Origin of the sequence: Prescottella sp. D32 (assembly GCF_037287305.1) — a bacterium.
GTDB classification, from domain to species: Bacteria; Actinomycetota; Actinomycetes; order Mycobacteriales; family Mycobacteriaceae; genus Prescottella; species Prescottella equi.
Map to the genome: position 1 here is coordinate 1,163,993 of NZ_JARBSW010000001.1, position 20,106 is coordinate 1,184,098.

Genomic DNA, 20,106 nt, shown 5'->3' on the forward strand with positions numbered 1-20,106 from the left:
GCAAGGCGCTGCGACCCGGGGGGGGTGAGGAGACGGGTGAATTTCCCGGCATCCTGGACAGTTGCCCAGTTCGTGTAACGAAAACGCGTACAGGACGACGATACCTAGATTATCTTTCGATCACGGTCGAATAAACCCGATCGTCTTCCCGACCGGGAGGCAGGCGGATGGCACACCACGGTCACGCCGCAGCTGGTGCCGAACGGGCGGGATGAGCAGGGAGTAGACGAATCCGGGGTAGCGGGGTCCCCTGGCCGGCGAACTTCCAGACCCGCTGCGCGAGAAATCACGCAGCAATCACGAACAGTACCCACCACCACGAAAGTAGGAGTAACAATGAACGCGGATCTCCTGGGCCTCATCCAGCTCATCATCGGCAACATCGTGAACCTCGGTTCGGTCACCGAGCTCTCCTGATCCGAATCACCCAGCGCAGTAAGAAAGGCGATTGCCATGAATCTGGACGCCATCGACCTCGGTTCGTTCTCCGGGGCGGTCACGGGCTCCATGTCGGGTCTGCTCGACATCTTCCTCAGCCTCAGCCGGGGAAGCGTCTTCGGCGGTAGCACCGTCGGTGACCTCGGGAGCGCCATCTCGTTCAGCTGACGCATTCGCACCTCCGACCCCAGTCGCCACCGGCGGCTGGGGTCGCAGGTGTGTTCGGGGTCATGGCCGCGTTCCGTGACCTTACTCGCGAGTAAGCACCAACCCGGGACAGCCGATCGAGGCGGGGCTACGCTAGGGCCTCGTGACCTCACACTATGACGTCGTTGTCCTCGGAGCCGGTCCCGGTGGGTACGTCGCTGCTATCCGCGCGGCACAGCTGGGCCTCAAGACCGCCATCATCGAAGAGAAGTACTGGGGTGGTGTCTGCCTGAACGTGGGCTGCATCCCCTCCAAGGCACTTCTGCGCAATGCCGAACTGGCGCACATCTTCCACAAGGAGGCGAAGGCGTTCGGCATGTCGGGAGACGTGTCCTTCGACTTCGGCGCAGCGTTCGACCGCAGCCGCAAGGTCGCGGACGGCCGCGTCAAGGGCGTGCACTTCCTGATGAAGAAGAACAAGATCGACGAGTTCGACGGTCGCGGCACGTTCGTCGATGCCAAGACCATCTCGGTCGCCCTCAGCTCGGGCGGCACCGAGACGGTCACCTTCGACAACGTCATCATCGCCACCGGTTCGGTGACCAAGCTGCTGCCGGGCACCTCGCTCAGCGACAACGTCGTCACCTACGAGGAGCAGATCCTCACCCGCGACCTGCCGAAGTCGATCGTCATCGTCGGCGCCGGCGCCATCGGCATGGAGTTCGGCTACGTCCTCTCCAACTACGGTGTCGACGTCACCATCGTCGAGTTCCTGGACCGCGCCCTGCCCAACGAGGATGAGGACGTCTCCAAGGAGATCGCCAAGCACTACAAGAAGCTCGGCGTCAAGATCAAGACCGGTGCGGCCGTGCAGTCGATCGTCGACAACGGCTCCGACGTCACCGTCTCCATCAAGGACAACAAGTCCGGCGAGATCGAGACCGTCACCGTCGACAAGGTCATGCAGTCGGTCGGCTTCGCGCCCCGCGTCGAGGGCTACGGCCTCGAGAACACCGGCGTCGCCCTCACCGACCGTGGCGCCATCGCGATCGACGAGCGCATGCGCACCAACGTCGACGGCATCTACGCCATCGGTGACGTCACCGCCAAGCTGCAGCTCGCGCACGTCGCCGAGGCTCAGGGCGTCGTCGCCGCCGAGACCATCGGGGGCGCCGAGACGATGGAGCTGGGCGACTACCGGATGATGCCGCGCGCCACGTTCTGCCAGCCGCAGGTCGCCAGCTTCGGTCTCACCGAGGCGCAGGCCAAGGCCGAGGGCTACGACGTGAAGGTCGCCACCTTCCCGTTCACCGCGAACGGCAAGGCTCACGGCCTGAACGACCCCAACGGCTTCGTCAAGCTCATCGCCGACAAGAAGTACGGCGAGCTGCTCGGCGGCCACCTCATCGGCCCCGACGTCTCGGAGCTGCTGCCCGAGCTGACCCTGGCCCAGAAGTGGGACCTCACGGTCAACGAGCTGGCCCGCAACGTGCACACGCACCCCACGCTCAGCGAGGCACTACAGGAGGCCATCCACGGCCTCGCCGGCCACATGATCAACTTCTGACGGTCCGCCGCCCGAAGAGCTAGTCCGCGAGAAGCCCGCACAGAATTGTGCGGGCTTTCTTGCCCTCCGGGATCGGGAGCAGCGGGTAGACGTGGATCATCTCCCGCGCCTCGTGGAAGTCGAGTGACACCCGGGCCTCGGACGCCAGTGGCCGGAAGCGGCGGGCGTCGACGTTGAGGATGTCGCGGGTGCCGGTGAACAGCGTCATCGGGCCGAGACCGGTGAGATCGCCGTTCAGTGGGCTCACCCACGGGTGCTCCCGATCCAGTTCGCCGCGGTAGGCGTCGGCGGCCACCGTGAGGCTGTCCGGGTGCAGCCACGGATCGCGCGGGGCGATCTCGCGGATCTCCGGGTGCTCCCCGGTCGCGTCCAGCCACGGCGAGATCAGCGCGGTGTGGGCGGGGGCGGCGGTGCCGCGATCGCGCAGCGCCAAGGCCACCGCGAGCGCGAGCCCGCCGCCCGCCGAATCACCCGCGATCACCAGTGGCTCGTCGTGCTTCGCCAAACGTTCGGCGAGGTCGGCCGACGCCGGAACCACGTGCGACGCCGTCCCGCGCGGCGCCACCGGGTAGATCGGCACCGTCACCGACGCGCCCGCGGACGCCAACTGCGCCACAAGTTTCCAGTGGTGGCGGGTGATCTCCCGGATGTAGGCGCCGCCGTGGAGGTACAGCACGCGCGCCGACGGCGCCATCCCGCGCGGGGTCACGGTGAACACCGGCCACCCCGCCGCCGAGGTGGACGCGGTGACGTCGAGGGTGCGCCCCAGCGACGACGGCGGCGCGAACGGCTTCGGCCGGGCCTGCAGCGCCGCGATCTCCCGGCGGATGTCGTCGGCGCTCGGACGGCGTCGCCCCAGCACCGCGATGGCCAACGGCATGGCCCTGCTGGTCAGGCTCGGCATGGCCACCCCCGTCGTCGTCTCGGTCAGCGTGCGTCGTACCGATTCTGGGCCGCATAGATGTCCGGCATGTGCGATTCGAGCAGATCGATCAGGCCGGTGAGACGCTCGGCAATCTCCTCGCCGAGTGGGGTGAGGCTGTACTCGACGTTCGGCGGGATCGTCTCGCGGACCTCGCGGTGCACCAGGCCGTCGCGCTCGAGTTGCTGCAACGTCTGCGCCAGCATCCGATCGCTCACCCCGTCCACCCGGCGGCGCAGCGCGCCGAACCGGTACGGGCCCTCGGCGAGTGCAGCCAGGGCGAGCGTGCCCCAGCGTCCGGTGACGTTGAGCAGCGCGCCCCGCGAATGGCAGTCGCGCGCGAAGACGTCGGCCTCGAGGGTCGGGTCGTCGAAGTGCTGGTCGTCGCTGCTCACGTACTTCAGGTTACTACCTGTCAAACAATCAGTGCTGACTCAAACAGTTGCACTTACGAAAAATAAGTGCATCATGGAGGGTGAACGAAGCATTGAAGGTTCAACCTTGGGAGTTCTCATGACCATCGCCGTCACCGGTGCCACCGGACACCTCGGCCGCCTCGCCGTCGACGCCCTGCTGCGGCGCGGTGTCCCCGCATCCGACGTCGTCGCCGTCGTCCGCAACCCGGAGAAGGCCGCCGACCTCGCGGCCCAGGGCGTCCAGGTGCGCACCGCCGACTACGCCGACCGCGCCGCGCTCGAAACCGCCCTCGCCGGGGTCGACAAGTTACTGCTGATCTCCGGCAGCGAGGTGGGTGCTCGGGTGCCGCAGCACACCAACATCATCGACGCCGCGAAGGCCGCTGGCGTCGGCTTCGTCGCGTACACGTCCATCCCGGACGCGCCCAACAACACGCTCCGGCTCGCGCAGGAGCATCAGGTGACCGAGCGGCTGCTCGCCGAGTCCGGCATCGACCACGCGCTGCTGCGTAACGGCTGGTACTGGGAGAACTACACCAACGACCTGGCCGGCACCGCCGAGCGCGGCGTCCTGGTCGGCAGCGCGGGCGACGGCAGGGTGTCGGGTGCGGCCCGTGCCGACTACGCCGAGGCCGCGGCCGCCGTGCTCACCTCCGACGAGAACCAGGCCGGCAAGGTGTACGAGCTGGGCGGCGACGAGCACGTGTCGTACCCCGAACTGGCCCAGGCCATCTCGAACGTCACCGGCAAGCCCGTCGAGTACCGGAACCTGCCGGTCGCGGAGTACCAGGGCGTCCTCGAGTCCGTCGGCCTGCCCGCGCCCGTCGCCGCGGTCCTCGCCGACGCCGACGCCGGTGTCGCGACCGGCGTCCTCGACGTCACCAGCGGCGACCTGCAGCGGCTCATCGGTCGGCCATCCACCCCGCTCGAGGACGTGCTGCGGGCCGCGCTCTGACGGCCCCCGATAGCAGCTGAAGGGTCCGTTCATACGCCGGCAGCGCACGAACGGACCCTTCAGCTTCCCGAGGGGGAATGGGGGAGGAACGGTCAGTGCATCCCGACGGCGCCTTCGGTGGGCAGATCGCCCTTCTTGGCGCGGACCAGGACGATCACCAGCGGGCTGATGACGAGGATGAGCGCACCGGCCCAGCCGAACGCGTGCGCGTAGCCGGACACCTCGGTGCCGAACACCCAGTCCATGATCTTGCCGACGAAGTCCTGCGCGGGCGCGGGCATGGCCGCGATCTGCTCGGCCGTGGGCGGCGTCGCGTTGGCGAGGTCGGTGGGGATCGCGTCGGCCGGGAAGCCGGGCGGGGGAGTGGGCGCCGGGTTGTCGGCCTGGAACGCGCTCTTGGCCGACGCGTACACCGTGGTGAACAGGGCTGTGCCGAGCGCGCCGCCGACCTGCAGCGTCGCGTTGGCCAGTGCGCTGGCAGCGCCGGCGTCGTGGTTGGGGACGCCGAGCAGCGCGAGGTTCTGCATCGGCACCATCAGCAGGCCCAGGCCGAAACCGAAGATCGCCAGGCCCGGGAACACGTGCGTCCAGTAGGACGTGTCCACGCCGATCTGGGTGAGCAGGAACAGCCCGACGGCCGCGAAGATCGGTCCGACGACCATGAGCGGCTTGGGGCCGATGCGGGTGGTGAGCTGCGCCGCAATGGTGGACGCGATGACGATGAAGAACGCCATCGGCAGCGACCCGACACCCGACATCACCGGGCTCAGGCCCATCACGATCTGCAGGTAGAACGTCAGGTACAGCGTGCCGCCGAGCAGCGCCGCGCCGACCAGCGCCGAGCCGATGAACGCGGCGCCGCGGTCACGGTGCCACGGAACGCTGAGCGGCAGAAGCGGGTTCGCCGACTTCTTCTCCACCAGCACGAATGCGACGAGGGCGACCAGGCCGATGCCGATGAACACCAGCGTCTGCGTCTCGAGCCAGCCGTGCTCGGCCTTGGTGAAGCCGTACACCAGCGAGCCGAGACCGATCGCGACCAGCACGGTACCCGGTAGGTCGTAGCTGGTGTCGCCGTGCGCCTTGGTCTCCTTGACGATCGGCAGCGTCACCGCGATCGCGAAGATCGCGACGGGGATGTTCACCAGCAGGCACCAGCGCCAGTCGACGTACTGCGTCAGCACGCCGCCGAGCAGCAGGCCGATCGCGGCGCCGCCGCCGGAGATCGCACCGAACACCGCGAACGCCTTGGCACGCTCCTTCTCTCCGACGAACGTCGTGGTGAGGATCGCCAGCGCGGCGGGCGCGAGCAGGGCCGCGAACACGCCCTGCCCGGCGCGCGCGGCGAACAATTGCATGCCGGTCTGCGCGAAGCCGCCGACGGCCGACGCGATCGCGAAGCCCGCCATCCCGACCATGAAGGAGCGCTTGCGGCCCCAGAAGTCGGCGATGCGGCCGCCGAGCAGCAACAGCGCGCCGAAGGCGAGCGCGTAGGCGGTCACCACCCACTGCCGGTCCAGGTTGCTGATGCCCAGTTCCTTCTGGGCGTCGGGCAGTGCGATGCTCACGATGGTGCCGTCGAGCACGACGGTGAGCTGGGCCAGCGCGACGATGCACAGCACCAGCCAGCGGCGGTCGTGATTGGGATTGTCGTGTACGGGGGCGTCGGGACGCGAGGTCGCCTGGACGTCTTGGGACATGCAGTTCCTACCGGATCGGTGGCACGGACGACTGTCGCGGCCGAACGTGCAGACGCTACCGGCGAACAGGGAACGGCAGCAATCGAATACCGCCCATCGTCGGAATGGTCACATGTCGGTCCGGAGACTTGCAACCGCGGGACAACTATGAGCAGCGGGCGGGCCGCGTCATTCGGACAGGCGCACCTGCAATGCGTCGAGCAACTGCGGCGGCAGTTCGAGCGCGGGGGCCTCGTCGGCGACACCCTCCTGCGCTTTGAGTTTCGCGAACTCCTCGTTGAGCCGCTCCATCTTCATGTCCAGCCGGTGTGCGGTCTCCGCGGCCTCGGTGAGTTCGGCGAGCAGTTCCGGCGGCACCTCGCGATTGAACTTGTAGTAGATCTTGTGCTCGAGGCTGGCCCAGAAATCCATTGCGATGGTGCGGATCTGGAGCTCGATCGGCACCTGCTGCACGCGGTCGCTCAGGTACACCGGTACCTCGACGATCAGGTGCAGGCTCTTGTAGCCGTTCGGCTTGGGCTTGGCGATGTAGTCCTCGACCTCGCGGACCTCGATGTCCGGCTGGCTCGTGATCATGTCCGCGATACGGTACGTGTCGGCGATGAAGCTGCACGTGATCCGGACCCCGGCGATGTCGAGGATCTGCTCGCGGACGTCGTCGAGGGTGAGCGGGCAGCCGATGCGGTTCGCCTTGCGGATGATGCTCTCGGGCGTCTTGAGCCGCGACGTCACGTGCTCGATGGGGCTGTAGAGATTGATGTGCGTGAACTCGTCCTTGAGGATGTTCACCTTGGTCAGCAGCTGAGTGATGCCGAACCGGTACGTCATCATGAATCGGGAGAAGTCGGTTCGGAGTTGCTCAGGATCCACGCCACCAGTGTGCCACCGCCGGCGAATCAGAAGTCGGGCTGGATTCGCAGGGTGTCGATGGTGGTGGCCAAACCGTCGTACTGCGTCACCAGGAGACAGAACTCGACGAGCCGCCGATCGTCGAGGTGCTCGGCGAGCGTGGCCCACGTCGCGTCGTCGACGTTCTTGGTGGCGACCATCTGGTCCGTCGCCGCCAGCATCGCCCGGAACCGCGGCGACCAGTCGGGGTCGGTGGGGCCGGCGAGGACGCGGTCGAGGATCTGCGGGGTGACGCCGGCACGCCGGCCGAGCCGCACGTGGTGCTGCCATTCGTAGCGGGATCCGCGCAGGTGGGCGACCCGCAACACCACGAGTTCGATCTCGAACCGGGACAGCTTGGTGCCGGGCAGCAGCATCAGGACGCCCGAGTAGTGCAACCAGCCGCGGAACAGCCCTCCGGTGCGGCCGAGGGTGCTGAACAGCTTGGCGTCGCGCGTGCGGGAGCCGAGGGAAAGTACCCGCCACCCGGCCCAGTTCACCGGCCCGAGTTCCTTGAAACGTCCCGGCCGGACGCGCGGCGCCGTGTGGTTGCCGGTCTTCTCGTCGTGTGCGGTCACTCGGTCTCCCCGGGTCGGTCCGGCAGTGGCGTGGTGAGTCGGGCGTGCTCGGCCCGGGCAGCGTCGAGGGCTGCGGCCATCCGCGGTTGCGGGCGCAGCTCGACCGCCCGCTGCACGAGCATGCGCAGGCGCATCGTCGGCGCCACCCAGCGGGGCGCGTAGATCCGCCGGGCGCGCGTGGCGATGCCTCGCTCGAATGCGTCCACCCCCACCGAGCGTGGGGCGACCCGGGTGAACGGTCCGAGCCCTTTGATCTGGGCGGCGGCCTCGGTTCCGAATCCGATCGCGGTCATGTCGGTGTCGACCTCGGCGAGGTACGCGACACCCACCCGCAACCCGAGGTGCTTCGTCTCGAGGCGCAACGTATTGCCGAGCGCCTCCACCGCGGCCTTGCTGGCGGCGTACGCGCCCATGAGCGGCAGCTGCACTCCCGCCGCGGCCGACGCGACCAGCAGCACGTACCCGCCGGGGTGCGCGACGAGCGGCCCCGCCGCGCGCACCGTGTGGTACGTCCCGAGCAGGTTCACCTCGACGGTGCGCGTCATGACGTCGGGGTCGCCGCCGAGCAGGGGAAGTTGCGCCGCCACACCGGCATTGGCCACCACGACGTCCAGCCCGCCGAGGTCGTCGGCGAGGGCGTCGACGGCCCGCTGCACCGCCTCGCCGTCGCGGACGTCGCACACCCGCCACGGAGCGCCGCCGCACATCGTCGCGACCTGTTCGAGCAGTTCGCGTTCGAGTCCGAGTAGCGCGACCCGGGCACCGCGCGCATACAGGCGCCGGGCGAGGGATGCGCCGATCCCGCGGGCCGCGCCGGTGACCAGGACGCGACGGCCCTCCAGGCGCTCCTCGAGCGCCTGTCTCGTCCCGGTTCGTACCATCGCGCTGCCCCCGCCCCTCGGTTACCCCACGGTAAGGAGACGCTAGCACCGCAGGTCGGATCTACCGGGCAGGTCGGCGGCGCCGTGTAGCATTGACGGGCATCAAGCAAGCGTTCGATCGGGATCGGTCGACACTGCATCACCGTTCCTGGGGGGAGTCGTCAGGTGGCATCGACCCGGCGAGAAGAAATTCTATTTCATGCGGCCAAGCTGTTCAGCGAGCGCGGCGTCGCCGGCACCACCGTGCGGGACATCGCCGACGAGGTCGGCATCCTCTCGGGCAGCCTCTACCACTACTTCGGCTCCAAGGACGCGATCGTCTTCGAGATCGTCATCGCCTTCGTCGACGACCTCAACGAGCGTTACGAGGCCGCTCAGGTCCCGGGTGAAACCGGCAGGGAGCGAATCGATCACATGGTGGCCGTCTCGTTCGAGGCCGCGGCGGACCATCCCTTCGCCACCGAGATCTATCAGAACGAGAGCGCGCTGTCGTCGCAGCCGGAGGACAGTCCGATCTCCGTGGCGGTCCGCCGGGCCCACGACTACTGGGCCGACGCGATCTCGCGCGGCGTCCGGTCGGGCGAGTTCCGTGTCGACATCGACCAGCAGCACTTCCATCGCATGCTCCGGGAATCCGTCTGGTCGACGGTGCGATTCAACCGGGCCTCGCTGGCCCAGGACGCCGAGCGCCTGCGGCACGACCTGATCGCGGTGTTCCTCGACGGTTTCGCGGCGGGCGGGCCGGTGGGATCGGCATCCGCCAAGGCTGCGCCCGGCCCCGTGCGCCGGTCCGAGATCGCCGACCGTGCCGCTGCCGTCGAGCTTCCCGGGGCGGACGACTCGGAATTCGACGATCTGCGGCGCGACGTCCGCGAGCTCAAGGAAGCGATCCGCGAACTGCGCCTGCTGCGCGGCAACTGAAGTTCCCTCTCGTCGTCGGTCCTCGGCGTTGACTTCGCGGTGTGACGCGGGGCATACTCCTGTCGCCAATTGTCAATCAAGCAATTGCTTGATTGACCAAACGCTTGAAGGTCGGCGTCAGACGGGAGTCGGTTGTGAGAATCGGAAGGGTCGTCGCTGCGGCGGTGGCCGCCGCCGTGGGAGCTTTCGGCGTCGCGGGATGCGGATCCGCGGGGGAGATGTCGCCGGACGAGATCGTGATCGGCCTCGACGAGGACTCGACGGGGCCCGGCGCGTCGTACAGCACCATCGCCGGCAGCACGATCCGGCTCGCGGTCGACCTCGTCAACGCCGACGGCGGGATCAACGGCAAGCCGGTGCGCCTGGTCGTCGAGAACGACGAGTCCAGTCCCACCAAGACGCCGTCGATCATCCGCAAGCTCGTCGACCACGGCGCGAGCGCGGTCCTGCTCGCCACCGGGTCCGGCTCGGTGATCCAGGCCAAGTCGGTGCTGCAACAGTCCGAGATCCCGGCCATCGCGCCCGTCGTGCTGTCCGACGCCTTCGCGAACAAGCCGGACAACGGCTACTCGTTCATGATCCCGAACTCCCTCAAGCAGTACGCCGAGGTGTACTGCGGCGCGTTCGAGCAGATGGGCTACAAGACACTCGGCATCCTCGGCGACGCGAGCGCTTCGATCGACGGCATCATCAAGACGCTGCGGCCCGCGCTCGAGAAGTGCGCCACCGTCACCGCCGTCGAGAAGGCGCCCGTCGACGCCGCGGACCTCACCGCGCAGGCCTCCCGGGTCACCGGCACCGAGCCCGACGCGATCCTCGTCGCCAGCATCGGTGGCCACTTCGAGATCCTCGCCCACAACACGCTCGCCAAGATCTACCCGGACGCGCAACGCTTCTCGCTCGCCTCGATCGGCAACCAGCCCAAGTCGTGGGCGCTGGCCGACCCGGGCGCGCTCACCGGCATGGTCTACATGGGCAGCCTCAGCGCGAACAATCCGCGCACCGCCGAGCTGACCGAGAAGATCCGCGCGGTCAAGGGCGCCGACTACCAGCTCACCGCGTACGACGCGCAGGCCTACGACGCCGTGATGATGCTCGAGCGCGCGTTCGAGATCGCCGGCGACCACACCGACCGGACCAAGGTCCGCGATGCGCTGCAGCAGGTCTCCGACGTGCCAGCGACGTTCGGCCAGGAGGGCCTGACGCTGTCGTACGGCCCCGACGACCACCTCGCCCCCGACAGCCTGTGCGGCCTGGTGCTCGTCGAGTTCGGCGCCGACAACAAGCCGGCCGGGCCGTGGGCGTCCTACCAGCCCCCGTGCGGCTGACGAAGGAGAGAACAGATGACTGATCCTCAACTCTGGCTCGCCGCGCTCGAGATCGGCGCCTTCTTCTCGCTCATCGCCCTCGGCATGTACCTCGTGGTGGTGGGGGCGGACTTCTTCAACTTCGCGATGGGCCCCTACGCGATGGCCGCCGCGATGGCGTGCAGCTTCGTCGTCGTCGACCACGGTGTGCCGCTGTGGCTCGCGCTGCTGCTGGGCCTCGCCGTCGGCATGGCGCTGTCGGTGATCACCGAGAAGCTCGTCGTGCAGCAGGTCCAGAAGCGTTCGGGCCGTGGCGAACTGCCGGCCCTCGTCGCGGTCACCGCGGTGCTGTTCGCGGTGCAGCAGCTGGCCGGCACGATCTTCGGCCGGACCCCGCTGCCCGGACAGAAGCTGTTCGACTTCCAACCGATCACCGTCGCCGGCGCCACCGTCGACAGCTCGTCGATCGTCCTCATCGTCGGCACCGTTGTGGTGTTCGTCGTGGTGGGTCTGTGGCTGCAGGCGACGCAGACGGGTCGGCTGCTGCGCGCGGTCGGTGACAACCCCGAGGCCGCCCGGATCCTCGGCCTGCCGGTGAACCGGGTTCGGCTGGTGGCCTTCACCGTCGCCGGACTCATCGCCGCCATCGCCGGACTGCTGTTCGCGCCCAAGGCCGGCGTCCAGTTCACGAGCGGACTGTCCTGGACGCTCACCGCTTTCATCGCCCTCGTGATCGGCGGCACCGGACGCAGCTGGGCGCCGCTGATCGGTGGCCTGCTGCTCGGCTTCGTGCAGGTGTTCGCGCCGTACTACTTCGGTGCCAGTGCCGCACAGACCGCGATCCTGCTGATCGCGTTGGTGTTCTTCGCCTTCCGGCCGGAGGGCCTGCTCTCGAGGAAGGTCCGCGTCTGATGTCGACTCTCACGTCACCGCCGTCGGAGGCGGCAGCGCCGGCACGTCCCTCGCGGGCCCGCCGGTCGCTCACCAACATCGCGATCGAGGCGGGCATCACGCTCGTCGTCGTCGCCGCGGTACTGGTGTGGATGGGGCCGAGCCTGTACCGGCAGGACCTGGTGTTCCTGGCCGCGACGTACTCGCTGATCGCCCTGGGCATGTACATCCCGTTCGTCATGGCAGGTTCGCTGTCGATGGCCTACAGCGCGTACGCCGCGATCGGCGCGTACGCCGTCGCTCTCGTCTCGGTGAAGACCGGGCTGTCGATGTGGTGGGGTTGGGTGATCGGCGCCCTCGTCGCGGCAGTGGTCGCGGTGATCCTGGCGCTCGCGACGCAGAAGCTGTCCGGCTTCTATCTCGCGGCCGTCACCCTGCTGTTCGGAATCGCCTTCGAGCACTGGCTCATCGACGGGCCCGACTTCACCGGTGGTTCGGCGGGCATCTCCGGCGTCGAGGCCGTCACACTGTTCGGGTGGCAGCCGCCGCGATACACGCTGGTGGTTCTGGCGATCCTGTTCGTCTGCGCGATCGCGGTGATCGTCGACCGCATGCGCAAGTCCGTGTGGGGCCTGACCCTGCGCGCCGCCCGCGACAACAAGAACGCCGCCCGCTCGTCGGGCGTCAACCCGGCACACCTGACGGTGATCGCGCTCGCGATCGGTGCGGCGATCGCATCGACCGGCGGCTCGCTGTTCACGGTGTCCGTGCAGGCCGTCACGCCGGAGACGTTCACCCTCAGCATCGTGTTCCTCGCGATCTTCATGCCGATCATCGGCGGCCGCAACAGCGCGTGGGGCGCCCCGCTCGGTGCGCTGATCGTCGTGATCGTCACCCTCAACATGCCCGGCTACCAGGGCAGCGGCGAACTGCTGCTCGCCGTGGCGGTGCTGCTGATCCTCATCGTCGCGCCGGGCGGCGTGATCGGCTGGGTGGGAACGGCATTCGCCAAGGTGACCGGTCGTGGTGGTTCCGACGAACGAGGAAGTGATCGAACGTGAGCGTGCTGCTCGAGGTCTCGGGCCTCACCAAGAACTACGGCGGTGTCCGCGCCGTCGACGACGTCTCGTTCACCGTCGCCCCCGGCGAGGTGGTCGGTCTGGTCGGCCCCAACGGCGCCGGCAAGACCACGCTGGTGGACTGCATCTTCGGGACGCAGAAGGCGGACGCCGGCACCGTGACGCTCGCCGGCCGCACGCTGACCGGGCCCAGCGAGAAGCGGGCACGTCAGGGGCTCTCGCGGACCTTCCAGCACCCGCAGTTGGCGCTGGAACTGAGCGCCGTCGAGAACATCGTGCCGGCACTGTACGGTCGCCGGATGCGCACGCCGCTGCACTCGCTGAGGTGGGCACTCAAGGGGCCGTTCGAGAACTGGGACGCCACCGCGGACCGGGCGCGCGCCGTCGCGCACGAGTACGCGATCGACGACACCGCCAGCGCCTGCGGCGAATTGAGCCTCGGCGGGCAGCGCCTGGTCGAGGTGGCGCGCGCGATGGCCACGGATCCGCAGGTGCTTCTGCTCGACGAGCCGTTCGCCGGCGCCGACCACACGGGCATCGCCGCGATCGCCGGGGCGGTGCGCAAGATTCAGGCCCAGGGTCGCGGCGTCGTGCTGGTCGACCACAACGTCGACCTCATCGCCGAACTCGCGTCCACCGTCGTGCTGCTCGACTTCGGATCGGTCGCCTTCCACGGCGCGCCCGCCGAGTGTCTCGCGAGCGACGCCATGCGTGAGGTGTACTTCGGTGCAGGAGAGGAAGTGTCATGACCACGCTCGAGGTGACGCACCTGAAGGTCCGGTACGGATCGGCCGTCGCGGTCGACGGCGTCTCGTTCACGGCGCCGTCCTCGACGGTGACCGCCGTCGTCGGTCCCAACGGCGCCGGCAAGTCCAGCCTGTTCGGGGCGGTCTACGGATCCGTCCGCGGCACCGGGCAGGTGATGATGGACGGCCGGCGGGTCGACGGGATGTCCGCGCTGCAGCGGGTCCGGGAAGGTTTCGCGTACGTTCCGCAGGGCCGGCAGTTGTTCATGAAGATGTCGGTCCGCGAGAACCTGCAGGTGGGTGCCGATCTGCTCGGACTGAAGAAGGACGCGATCGACTCGGCGTTCGACCGGTTCCCGGTGCTGCGCGAGCGATCCGGCAGCTACGCCGGTGTGCTCAGCGGCGGCGAACAGCAGATGCTGGTGCTGGGGCGGGCGCTGCTCGCGACGCCCAAGGTGCTGCTGCTCGACGAGATGATGACGGGCCTCGCGCCGAAGATCGTCGCCGAACTGCGTTCGCTGGTGGCCGGTCTCGCCGCCGACGGCGTGACGGTGCTGGTCGCCGAACCGGCCTTGGCGGCGCTGAAGGCGGTGGTCCAGCGCGGTTACGTGATGCAGCGCGGCCGGATCGTCGACATGCGGGACGACGCGGCGTCGCTCGACACCGCGTACAAGCAGTCGATGGGCATGTTGGAAGCGACAGTGGAGCAGTGACGGTGACCCGACGTTTCTCGACCACCCTGGACGTCGCGGTCGGTGACTTCGCGACCGATCCCCGCAAGCTCGACGGCCTGAGCGTCAGCGAACTGGTGCGGCACTGGGCCCTCACGATCGGCGAGCGGATCGCGTTCATCACGCCGGACTCGCGGATCTCGTGGGCCAGTTACGACGCGACCACCGACCGCATCGCGTCCGCACTGGCGGCGGTGGGCGAGGACTCCGCCGTCGCGCTGTACCTGCCCGACACCATGGTCTTCCATGCCGCGCTGTGCGCCGCATACCGCACGGGACGGATCGCGGTAGGCATCGGGTCTCGTTCGGGCGTCAAGGAAGTGGCGCATCTGAGCACCCGCGCCGGGTGCCGGACGCTGGTCACCACGCGGTCGCTGCGCGGCCAGGACACCGCGGCTCTCGTCGCGGAACTGCGCGAGCGGACCGGTGGGCCGGAGCACGTGATCTACGTGGACGACCTCGGCTCCGTCGAGGTCGAGGACGCCGCCGGCGAACGGGTCGAGGTCACCGACCGCCGATTCGACTCCACCAGCCCACGTTTCGGCGTCGACGACGTTTCGCTGCTCAACTCCACGTCCGGCACCACCGGTCTGCCGAAGCTGGTGACCCAGACCGAGCGCCGCTGGATCGGGTTCTCCGAGGTGGCCGTGCGGGCCGGGAGGATCACCGGCGACGACGTCTTCTTCGGTGCGGTCCCGGCGCCCTTCGGGTTCGGGCTGTGGACGTCGCACTTCCTGCCGGCGCTGCTCGGCGCACCGAACGTGGTGGTCGAACGGTTCAACGCCGACGTGATGGTCGACCTGCTCGAGCGTGAGCGGGTGACGATCCTGAACTGCGTCAGTACCCAGTTCAAGATGCTGTTGCGGTCCGAGCGGGCACAGGCCGCCGATCTCGGTGCCCTGCGCGCGATGTTCACCGGCGGTGAGGCGGTGCCGTACTCGGAGGCGCTCGCGTTCGAGGAGCGGACCGGGGCCGCGGTGCTCCAGTTCTACGGTTCCAACGAGACCGGCGCGGTGAGCGTCACGACCGTCGACGACGACGCCGACACCCGCCTGCGCACGTGCGGGCGCGTGGTGGACGAGGCTCGGGTCCGGGTGTTCGACGACGCGGGTACCGAGGTGCTCGGTGCCGAGCGCCGCGGCCAGCCCGGCGTCAACGGCCCCCTGACGTGCCACGGCTACTGGGACGACGACGCCGCCAACGCCGAGCTGTACACGGACGACGGCTGGATGCTGCTCGGGGACATCGTCGAGATCGACGCGGCCGGACGCCTACGGGTGGTGGGCCGCAAGGCGGACATCATCATCCGCGGTGGCAAGAACATCTCGGCCGTCGAGGTCGAGGAGTTCGTCCGCGCCCATCCGGCGGTCACGATGGTGGCGGTGGTCGGTGTGCACGACGCCCTGTTCGGCGAGAAGGTGTGCGCCGTCGTGGTGACGGCAGACGGCACCGAACTGACAGCGGACGACCTGTCCTCGTGGCTGGCCGCGCAGGGCGTCACCCGCGAGTACACGCCCGAGCACGTCGTCACGGTGGACGAGCTCCCCTTGGCGCCCGGGGGGAAGGTCGCCAAGGGGGTCGTGAAGGTGCTCGCCGAGCAGCAGCTCAGCCGATGACGGCCAGCGGAGTCCCGGGCGCCACCTTGGCGCCCGGCTCCGCGAGCACCTGGAGCACCGTGCCGGCGGCGGGACACGGGACCGGCATCTCGAGTTTCATGGCTTCGAGGACCACCGCCGGATCGCCCGCGGATACCTGCTGTCCCGGTGCGAGTTCCACCCGCCACACGTTGCCGACCATCGGGGCCTCCACCACGACGGCGCCCGGTGGGACGTCCAGCTCCTCGGTCGCGGGCTCGGGGGCCGGCCCGGCGTCGACGCGGTCGAACTCGCCGGCCGCGTGCCACGCCCGCTTCTCGGCCTCGAACGCCGCCCCCTGACGTTCCTCGAACTCGGCGATCGACTCGGCGTGTTCCTCGAGGAAGCGCAGGTGGTCGGCCAGTGCGAACGTGCCCTCGCTGACGTCGGCGTCGAATCGCCCTGCGCGGGAATCGGACCGAGCCTGCTCGAGCTGTTCGGGGGTGACGGGCTCCCACACGATCCGGTCGAAGAAGCGGAACAGCCACGGCTTGCCGGACTCGAACGGTGCCCGCTGCCGGTAGCCCGACCAGATCGGCACCGTCCGCCCGATCAGCTGATAGCCGCCCGGCGACTCCATCCCGTACACGCACAGGTACTTGCCGCCGATCCCGACCGCGTCCGACGGCGTCCACGTGCGGGCCGGGTTGTACTTGGTGGTCACCAGCCGGTGCCGCGGATCGAGCGGAACAGCCAGCGGCGCACCGAGATACACGTCACCCAGTCCGAGTACCAGGTACTCCGCGTCGAACACGGCCTTGCGGACGTCGTCGACGCTGCCGAGTCCGTTGATCCGCCTGATGAACTCGGTGTTCGACGGCAGCCACGGTGCGGTGTCCCGCACCCCGCTGCGGTAGCGGGCCATCGCCTCGGCGATCGACGGGTCGTCGAACGAGAGTGGCAGGCGCACGGTACGGCTCGGGACGACCAGATCGTGGGTCGCAGGCAGTCGGCTCTCGAGTTCCTGCAGCACCCCCAGGAGGCGATACTGCGGCAACACGTCCGGGTCGAAGTGCAGGTGCAGCGACCGGACGCCCGGGGTGACGTCGATCAGCCCCGAGACCTGCAGGTCCGCCAGCGCCTCCGACAGTGCGTGCACCCGCATCCGCAACCCGAGATCGAGGGCCATCGGACCGTACTCGACGAGGATGTTGTCGTCGCCGCCGCGCAGGTACACCACCTCCGGGCGGTCGTCGCCGGCGTCGGTGCGGCCGAGGACGCCGCCGTCCCCGCGGGCGACCCGCACGGCCGGAACGTCCTTCGCGCGCATCGCGTCGGAGCGGCGCAGCGAGTCGGCGTCCGCGTCGGGCACCGGAACGAAGCGCACGGCGTCGCCGGGGCGGATCTGTCCCATCTTCCAGCGGTGCGCGCTCGTCACCGTGAGCGGGCACGCGAACCCGCCGAGACTCGGACCGTCCGGGCCCAGCAGGATCGGGGTGTCGCCCGAGACGTTCAGCGCACCGACGCTGTACGGATTGTCGTGCAGGTTCGACGGGTGCAACCCCGCGTCGCCGCCGTCGGTGCGCGACCACGTCGGCTTGGGTCCGTCGAGCCGGATCCCGGTGCGGTTGGCGTGGCTCGCGGTGATCCACGTGGTCTCGTAGAACTGCGTCATGTCCGCGTCGGTGAAGTACGACGGCGACGGCTGCGGACCCTCGGTGACCGCGAGGTGCCACGTGTGGGTCAGTTCGGGGCGCACGTCGTCCGGGACACGCGCCGGCGCGGTCGACGTGTCGCTCTCGGGGCGTATCCCCAGCACGTCGCCGGTCGCGACGGCGCTGCCGGTGACGCCGCCGAACCCGCCGAGCGTGAACGTCGATGCGCTGCCGTGGAACAGCGGGACGTCCAGCCCGCCGCGCACGGCGAGGTACGTGCGCAGTCCGGTGTCGGCGGGGGCGCCGATGTCGAGCACCGAGCCGGCGGCGATCTCGATCGGCTCCCACATCGCCGCCGCGAGTCCGTCGACGGTCACCGGTGCGTCGGCGCCCGTCACGCACACCACCGTCGGCGTGGAGAACTCGAGCCGCGGTCCCTGCAGCGTGCATTCGAGGCCGGGTGCGTCGACCGGATTGCCGACGGCGGTGTTGGCGAGCCGGAACGACAGGTCGTCCATCGGGCCCGACGGCGGAATACCGACCTGCCACAGCCCGATCCGGCCCGGAAGGTCCTGCACGGTCGTCATGGTGCCGGCCCGCAGCACGTCGATGCGCGGTCCCGTGGCCGGGATGTCGGCGAGTGCGGACGTCGTGTGGTCGGTGAGCGGCTGGGCGCAGATGTGCCGCAGCTGAGGGAGATTGGTCTGCACGCCGTAGAGGCGGGTCTCCGCCAGCGCGCCGCCCAGCTTCGCGACCGCCTCCTCGCGGGTGTCGCCGCGGGTGACGATCTTCGCGAGCATCGGGTCGTAGTGGGCACTCACCTCGGTGCCGGTGTCGACCCACGTCTCCACCCGCGCGGCGGCGGGAAACTGCACCGACGTGAGCGTCCCGGCGCTGGGCCGATAGTCCCGCCCGGGATCCTCGGCGTACACGCGGGCCTCGACGGCGTGGCCGGTGATCGCCGGGCCGCTGTCCGGCAGACCGTCCAGCATCGACGCGTCGCCGCCCGCCAGGCGCAGCATCCACGCCACCAGGTCGACACCGGTCACCTCCTCGGTGACGGGATGCTCCACCTGCAGTCGGGTGTTCATCTCCAGGAACGACGCCTCGCCGCGGTCCACGTCGAACACGAACTCGACGGTGCCCGCCGAACGGTAGTTCACCGACGACGCCAGATCGCGGGAGGAGCGCAGCAACTGCTCGGTGACGTGGTCGGGCAGGCCCGACGCCGGCGCCTCCTCCACCACCTTCTGGTTGCGGCGCTGCAGCGAGCAGTCACGGGTGCCCAGGCTCACCGTGCGACCGGCGCCGTCGCCGAACACCTGCACCTCGATGTGACGCGCGCGGGCGACGAAACGTTCCAGGAAGACGCCCGACGACGAGAAGTTCGCCGCCGCCATCCGCTGCACCGTGTCGTACGCCGCGCGCAGCGCCTCCGGTGTGAAACACGCCTGCATGCCGATACCGCCGCCGCCACCGACCGCCTTGAGCATCACCGGGTAGCCGATGCGCTCGGCCTCGGCGAGGGCCTCCTCGACCGATTCGAGGAGGCCGCTGCCGGGAACCAGCGGGACGCCCACGGCGCGTGCCGCCTCGCGGGCGGTGTGCTTGTTGCCGAACACCCGGAGCTGATCGGGAGTGGGGCCGACGAACGCGATACCGGCCTGCTCCGCCGCCGCGGCGAATTGCTCGTTCTCCGAGAGGAACCCGTAGCCGGGGTGGATCGCCCCGGCGCCGGTGGCGAGGGCCGCCTCGATGACCTTGTCGGTGCGCAGATACGACTCCGCCGCGGGGGCGGGTCCGAGCCGGACGGCCGCGTCGGCCATCTCCACGTGGGCGGCACACGCGTCGGCGTCGGAGTACACGGCGACGGTCTTGAGCCCGAGTTCGCGAGCGGACCGGACGATGCGGCAGGCGATCTCGCCGCGATTGGCGACGAGCAGGGTGTCGAAAGCGGGGAACACGAAAGGTCTCCTTCGGTGGGAGGGAGCAGCGGAGGCCGGTGAGAGCGGCAGGTCAGATCGCCATGGCGGAGCGCACGACGGACTCGGCGTCGGCGCCGCCGGCACCGGTCGACGTGACGCGGCCGGACTCGAGGATGTAGTAGCGCTGGGCGGATTGCAGGGCGAACCCGATGTGCTGCTCCACCAGGAGGACACCGAGATTGCCGCGGCGCGTGAGTTCGACGATCGCGGATTCGATCTCGGCCACGACCGACGGCTGGATGCCCTCGGTCGGCTCGTCGAGCACCAGCACGCGCGGTTCGGTGATGAGTGCGCGGGCGATCGCCAGCTGCTGACGTTGACCGCCCGAGAGCAGCCCGGCCCGTCGGTCGAGTAGCGATTCGAGTGCCGGGAACAGTGCCAGCTGCTCGTCGATGAGCGCCTTGCCGCGCTTGCGGCCGTCGGCGACCACCTGCATGTTCTCGAGTGCGGTCAGCTGGCCGAACGACTGCTGGCCCTGCGGGACGTACGCGAGGCCGCGGGCGACACGGGCGCTCGGCCGCAGCCTCGTGACGTCCCGGCCGTCCAGCAGGACCTTGCCCGACGTCGTCTTCGCCAGCCCGACCGCGGCGCGCAGCAGCGTGGTCTTGCCGGCGCCGTTGTGTCCCATGACCGCGGCGACGCCGTCGGCGGGCACGGTGACGGTGGCGCCGTGGATGATCTCGGTGCGGCCGTAGCCGGTGCGGATGTCGACGAGCTCCAACATG

Annotated in this window: 18 protein-coding genes; 10 read left to right on the forward strand and 8 right to left on the reverse strand. The window is 69.3% G+C overall.

Going from position 1 to position 20,106, the window contains the following annotated elements; all coding sequences use genetic code 11:
* Nucleotides 1–453: 453 nt before the first annotated feature.
* Both PSS76_RS05295 and lpdA read left to right on the forward strand, forming a co-directional pair.
* Nucleotides 454–606: a hypothetical protein gene (locus tag PSS76_RS05295; protein WP_005517973.1), complete on the forward strand. Its 153-nt coding sequence runs from the start codon at nucleotides 454–456 to the stop codon at nucleotides 604–606.
* 142 nt (nucleotides 607–748) lie between these two features.
* Nucleotides 749–2,152 (forward strand): dihydrolipoyl dehydrogenase, encoded by a 1,404-nt coding sequence (gene lpdA, locus PSS76_RS05300; protein WP_005517976.1) that lies wholly within the window; start codon nucleotides 749–751, stop codon nucleotides 2,150–2,152.
* A gap of 19 nt (nucleotides 2,153–2,171) precedes the next feature.
* On the opposite strand, the gene PSS76_RS05305 is transcribed toward lpdA, so the two are convergent.
* Both PSS76_RS05305 and PSS76_RS05310 read right to left on the reverse strand, forming a co-directional pair.
* Nucleotides 2,172–3,056: an alpha/beta hydrolase fold domain-containing protein gene (locus PSS76_RS05305; protein ID WP_084870262.1), complete on the reverse strand. Its 885-nt coding sequence runs from the start codon at nucleotides 3,054–3,056 to the stop codon at nucleotides 2,172–2,174.
* A gap of 23 nt (nucleotides 3,057–3,079) precedes the next feature.
* Entirely contained in the window at nucleotides 3,080–3,469 is a 390-nt protein-coding gene (locus tag PSS76_RS05310; RefSeq protein ID WP_205316617.1) for a winged helix-turn-helix transcriptional regulator, read from the reverse strand.
* 118 nt (nucleotides 3,470–3,587) lie between these two features.
* Here PSS76_RS05310 and PSS76_RS05315 point away from each other — a divergent pair, with 118 nt between their 5' ends.
* Entirely contained in the window at nucleotides 3,588–4,445 is an 858-nt protein-coding gene (locus PSS76_RS05315) for an SDR family oxidoreductase (RefSeq protein WP_145235680.1), read from the forward strand.
* A 92-nt stretch (nucleotides 4,446–4,537) separates the two neighbouring features.
* Here the strand turns inward: PSS76_RS05315 and PSS76_RS05320 are convergent, their stop codons facing one another.
* From PSS76_RS05320 to PSS76_RS05335, 4 genes are all read right to left on the reverse strand, one after another.
* Nucleotides 4,538–6,145, reverse strand: a complete 1,608-nt coding sequence (locus PSS76_RS05320; protein ID WP_005517981.1) for an MFS transporter — start codon at nucleotides 6,143–6,145, stop codon at nucleotides 4,538–4,540.
* Nucleotides 6,146–6,313: 168 nt separating this feature from the next.
* Nucleotides 6,314–7,015, reverse strand: coding sequence for a GTP pyrophosphokinase (locus PSS76_RS05325; RefSeq protein ID WP_005517982.1), 702 nt, complete (start codon nucleotides 7,013–7,015; stop codon nucleotides 6,314–6,316).
* 26 nt (nucleotides 7,016–7,041) lie between these two features.
* Nucleotides 7,042–7,611 carry a carboxymuconolactone decarboxylase family protein gene (locus tag PSS76_RS05330; protein WP_084846324.1) on the reverse strand — a complete coding sequence of 190 codons (570 nt, stop codon included), beginning with the start codon at nucleotides 7,609–7,611 and terminating at the stop codon, nucleotides 7,042–7,044.
* The gene (locus PSS76_RS05335) at nucleotides 7,608–8,492 is read right to left on the reverse strand and encodes an SDR family NAD(P)-dependent oxidoreductase (RefSeq protein ID WP_064079681.1); all 885 of its coding nucleotides are present in this window, start codon (nucleotides 8,490–8,492) and stop codon (nucleotides 7,608–7,610) included. The genes PSS76_RS05330 and PSS76_RS05335 overlap by 4 nt, the downstream gene beginning before the upstream one ends.
* A 165-nt stretch (nucleotides 8,493–8,657) precedes the next feature.
* Between PSS76_RS05335 and PSS76_RS05340 the strand changes: the two genes are divergently transcribed.
* From PSS76_RS05340 to PSS76_RS05370, 7 genes are all read left to right on the forward strand, one after another.
* Nucleotides 8,658–9,413: a TetR/AcrR family transcriptional regulator gene (locus PSS76_RS05340; RefSeq protein WP_064079682.1), complete on the forward strand. Its 756-nt coding sequence runs from the start codon at nucleotides 8,658–8,660 to the stop codon at nucleotides 9,411–9,413.
* Between the two features lie 134 nt (nucleotides 9,414–9,547).
* Nucleotides 9,548–10,741, forward strand: coding sequence for an ABC transporter substrate-binding protein (locus PSS76_RS05345; protein WP_013417051.1), 1,194 nt, complete (start codon nucleotides 9,548–9,550; stop codon nucleotides 10,739–10,741).
* A 15-nt stretch (nucleotides 10,742–10,756) separates the two neighbouring features.
* Nucleotides 10,757–11,632: a branched-chain amino acid ABC transporter permease gene (locus PSS76_RS05350; RefSeq protein ID WP_064077253.1), complete on the forward strand. Its 876-nt coding sequence runs from the start codon at nucleotides 10,757–10,759 to the stop codon at nucleotides 11,630–11,632.
* Nucleotides 11,632–12,672 (forward strand): branched-chain amino acid ABC transporter permease, encoded by a 1,041-nt coding sequence (locus PSS76_RS05355; protein WP_081206422.1) that lies wholly within the window; start codon nucleotides 11,632–11,634, stop codon nucleotides 12,670–12,672. The genes PSS76_RS05350 and PSS76_RS05355 overlap by 1 nt, the downstream gene beginning before the upstream one ends.
* Nucleotides 12,669–13,439 (forward strand): ABC transporter ATP-binding protein, encoded by a 771-nt coding sequence (locus tag PSS76_RS05360; RefSeq protein WP_337455962.1) that lies wholly within the window; start codon nucleotides 12,669–12,671, stop codon nucleotides 13,437–13,439. The genes PSS76_RS05355 and PSS76_RS05360 overlap by 4 nt, the downstream gene beginning before the upstream one ends.
* The gene (locus PSS76_RS05365; RefSeq protein WP_005517992.1) at nucleotides 13,436–14,149 is read left to right on the forward strand and encodes an ABC transporter ATP-binding protein; all 714 of its coding nucleotides are present in this window, start codon (nucleotides 13,436–13,438) and stop codon (nucleotides 14,147–14,149) included. Before PSS76_RS05360 ends, PSS76_RS05365 begins: the two co-directional genes overlap by 4 nt.
* Nucleotides 14,146–15,783, forward strand: coding sequence for a class I adenylate-forming enzyme family protein (locus tag PSS76_RS05370; RefSeq protein ID WP_337455963.1), 1,638 nt, complete (start codon nucleotides 14,146–14,148; stop codon nucleotides 15,781–15,783). Before PSS76_RS05365 ends, PSS76_RS05370 begins: the two co-directional genes overlap by 4 nt.
* On the opposite strand, the gene uca is transcribed toward PSS76_RS05370, so the two are convergent.
* Together uca and urtE are read right to left on the reverse strand one after the other, a co-directional pair.
* Entirely contained in the window at nucleotides 15,773–19,360 is a 3,588-nt protein-coding gene (gene uca / locus PSS76_RS05375) for an urea carboxylase (protein ID WP_064058400.1), read from the reverse strand. The two genes, PSS76_RS05370 and uca, sit on opposite strands and share 11 nt — an antisense overlap.
* Nucleotides 19,361–19,412: 52 nt before the next feature.
* Nucleotides 19,413–20,105 (reverse strand): urea ABC transporter ATP-binding subunit UrtE, encoded by a 693-nt coding sequence (gene urtE, locus PSS76_RS05380; protein ID WP_005517996.1) that lies wholly within the window; start codon nucleotides 20,103–20,105, stop codon nucleotides 19,413–19,415.
* Nucleotide 20,106 lies beyond the last annotated feature (1 nt).

What these genes read in the sequence shown, in the direction of transcription:
- PSS76_RS05295 (WP_005517973.1), top strand. Translation starts at nt 454, where the DNA reads ATGAATCTGGACGCCATCGACCTCGGTTCGTTCTCCGGGGCGGTCACG.
- PSS76_RS05305 (WP_084870262.1), bottom strand. Translation starts at nt 3,056, where the DNA reads ATGCCGAGCCTGACCAGCAGGGCCATGCCGTTGGCCATCGCGGTGCTG.
- PSS76_RS05315 (WP_145235680.1), top strand. Translation starts at nt 3,588, where the DNA reads ATGACCATCGCCGTCACCGGTGCCACCGGACACCTCGGCCGCCTCGCC.
- PSS76_RS05320 (WP_005517981.1), bottom strand. Translation starts at nt 6,145, where the DNA reads ATGTCCCAAGACGTCCAGGCGACCTCGCGTCCCGACGCCCCCGTACAC.
- PSS76_RS05335 (WP_064079681.1), bottom strand. Translation starts at nt 8,492, where the DNA reads ATGGTACGAACCGGGACGAGACAGGCGCTCGAGGAGCGCCTGGAGGGC.
- PSS76_RS05350 (WP_064077253.1), top strand. Translation starts at nt 10,757, where the DNA reads ATGACTGATCCTCAACTCTGGCTCGCCGCGCTCGAGATCGGCGCCTTC.
- PSS76_RS05355 (WP_081206422.1), top strand. Translation starts at nt 11,632, where the DNA reads ATGTCGACTCTCACGTCACCGCCGTCGGAGGCGGCAGCGCCGGCACGT.
- PSS76_RS05365 (WP_005517992.1), top strand. Translation starts at nt 13,436, where the DNA reads ATGACCACGCTCGAGGTGACGCACCTGAAGGTCCGGTACGGATCGGCC.
- urtE (WP_005517996.1), bottom strand. Translation starts at nt 20,105, where the DNA reads ATGTTGGAGCTCGTCGACATCCGCACCGGCTACGGCCGCACCGAGATC.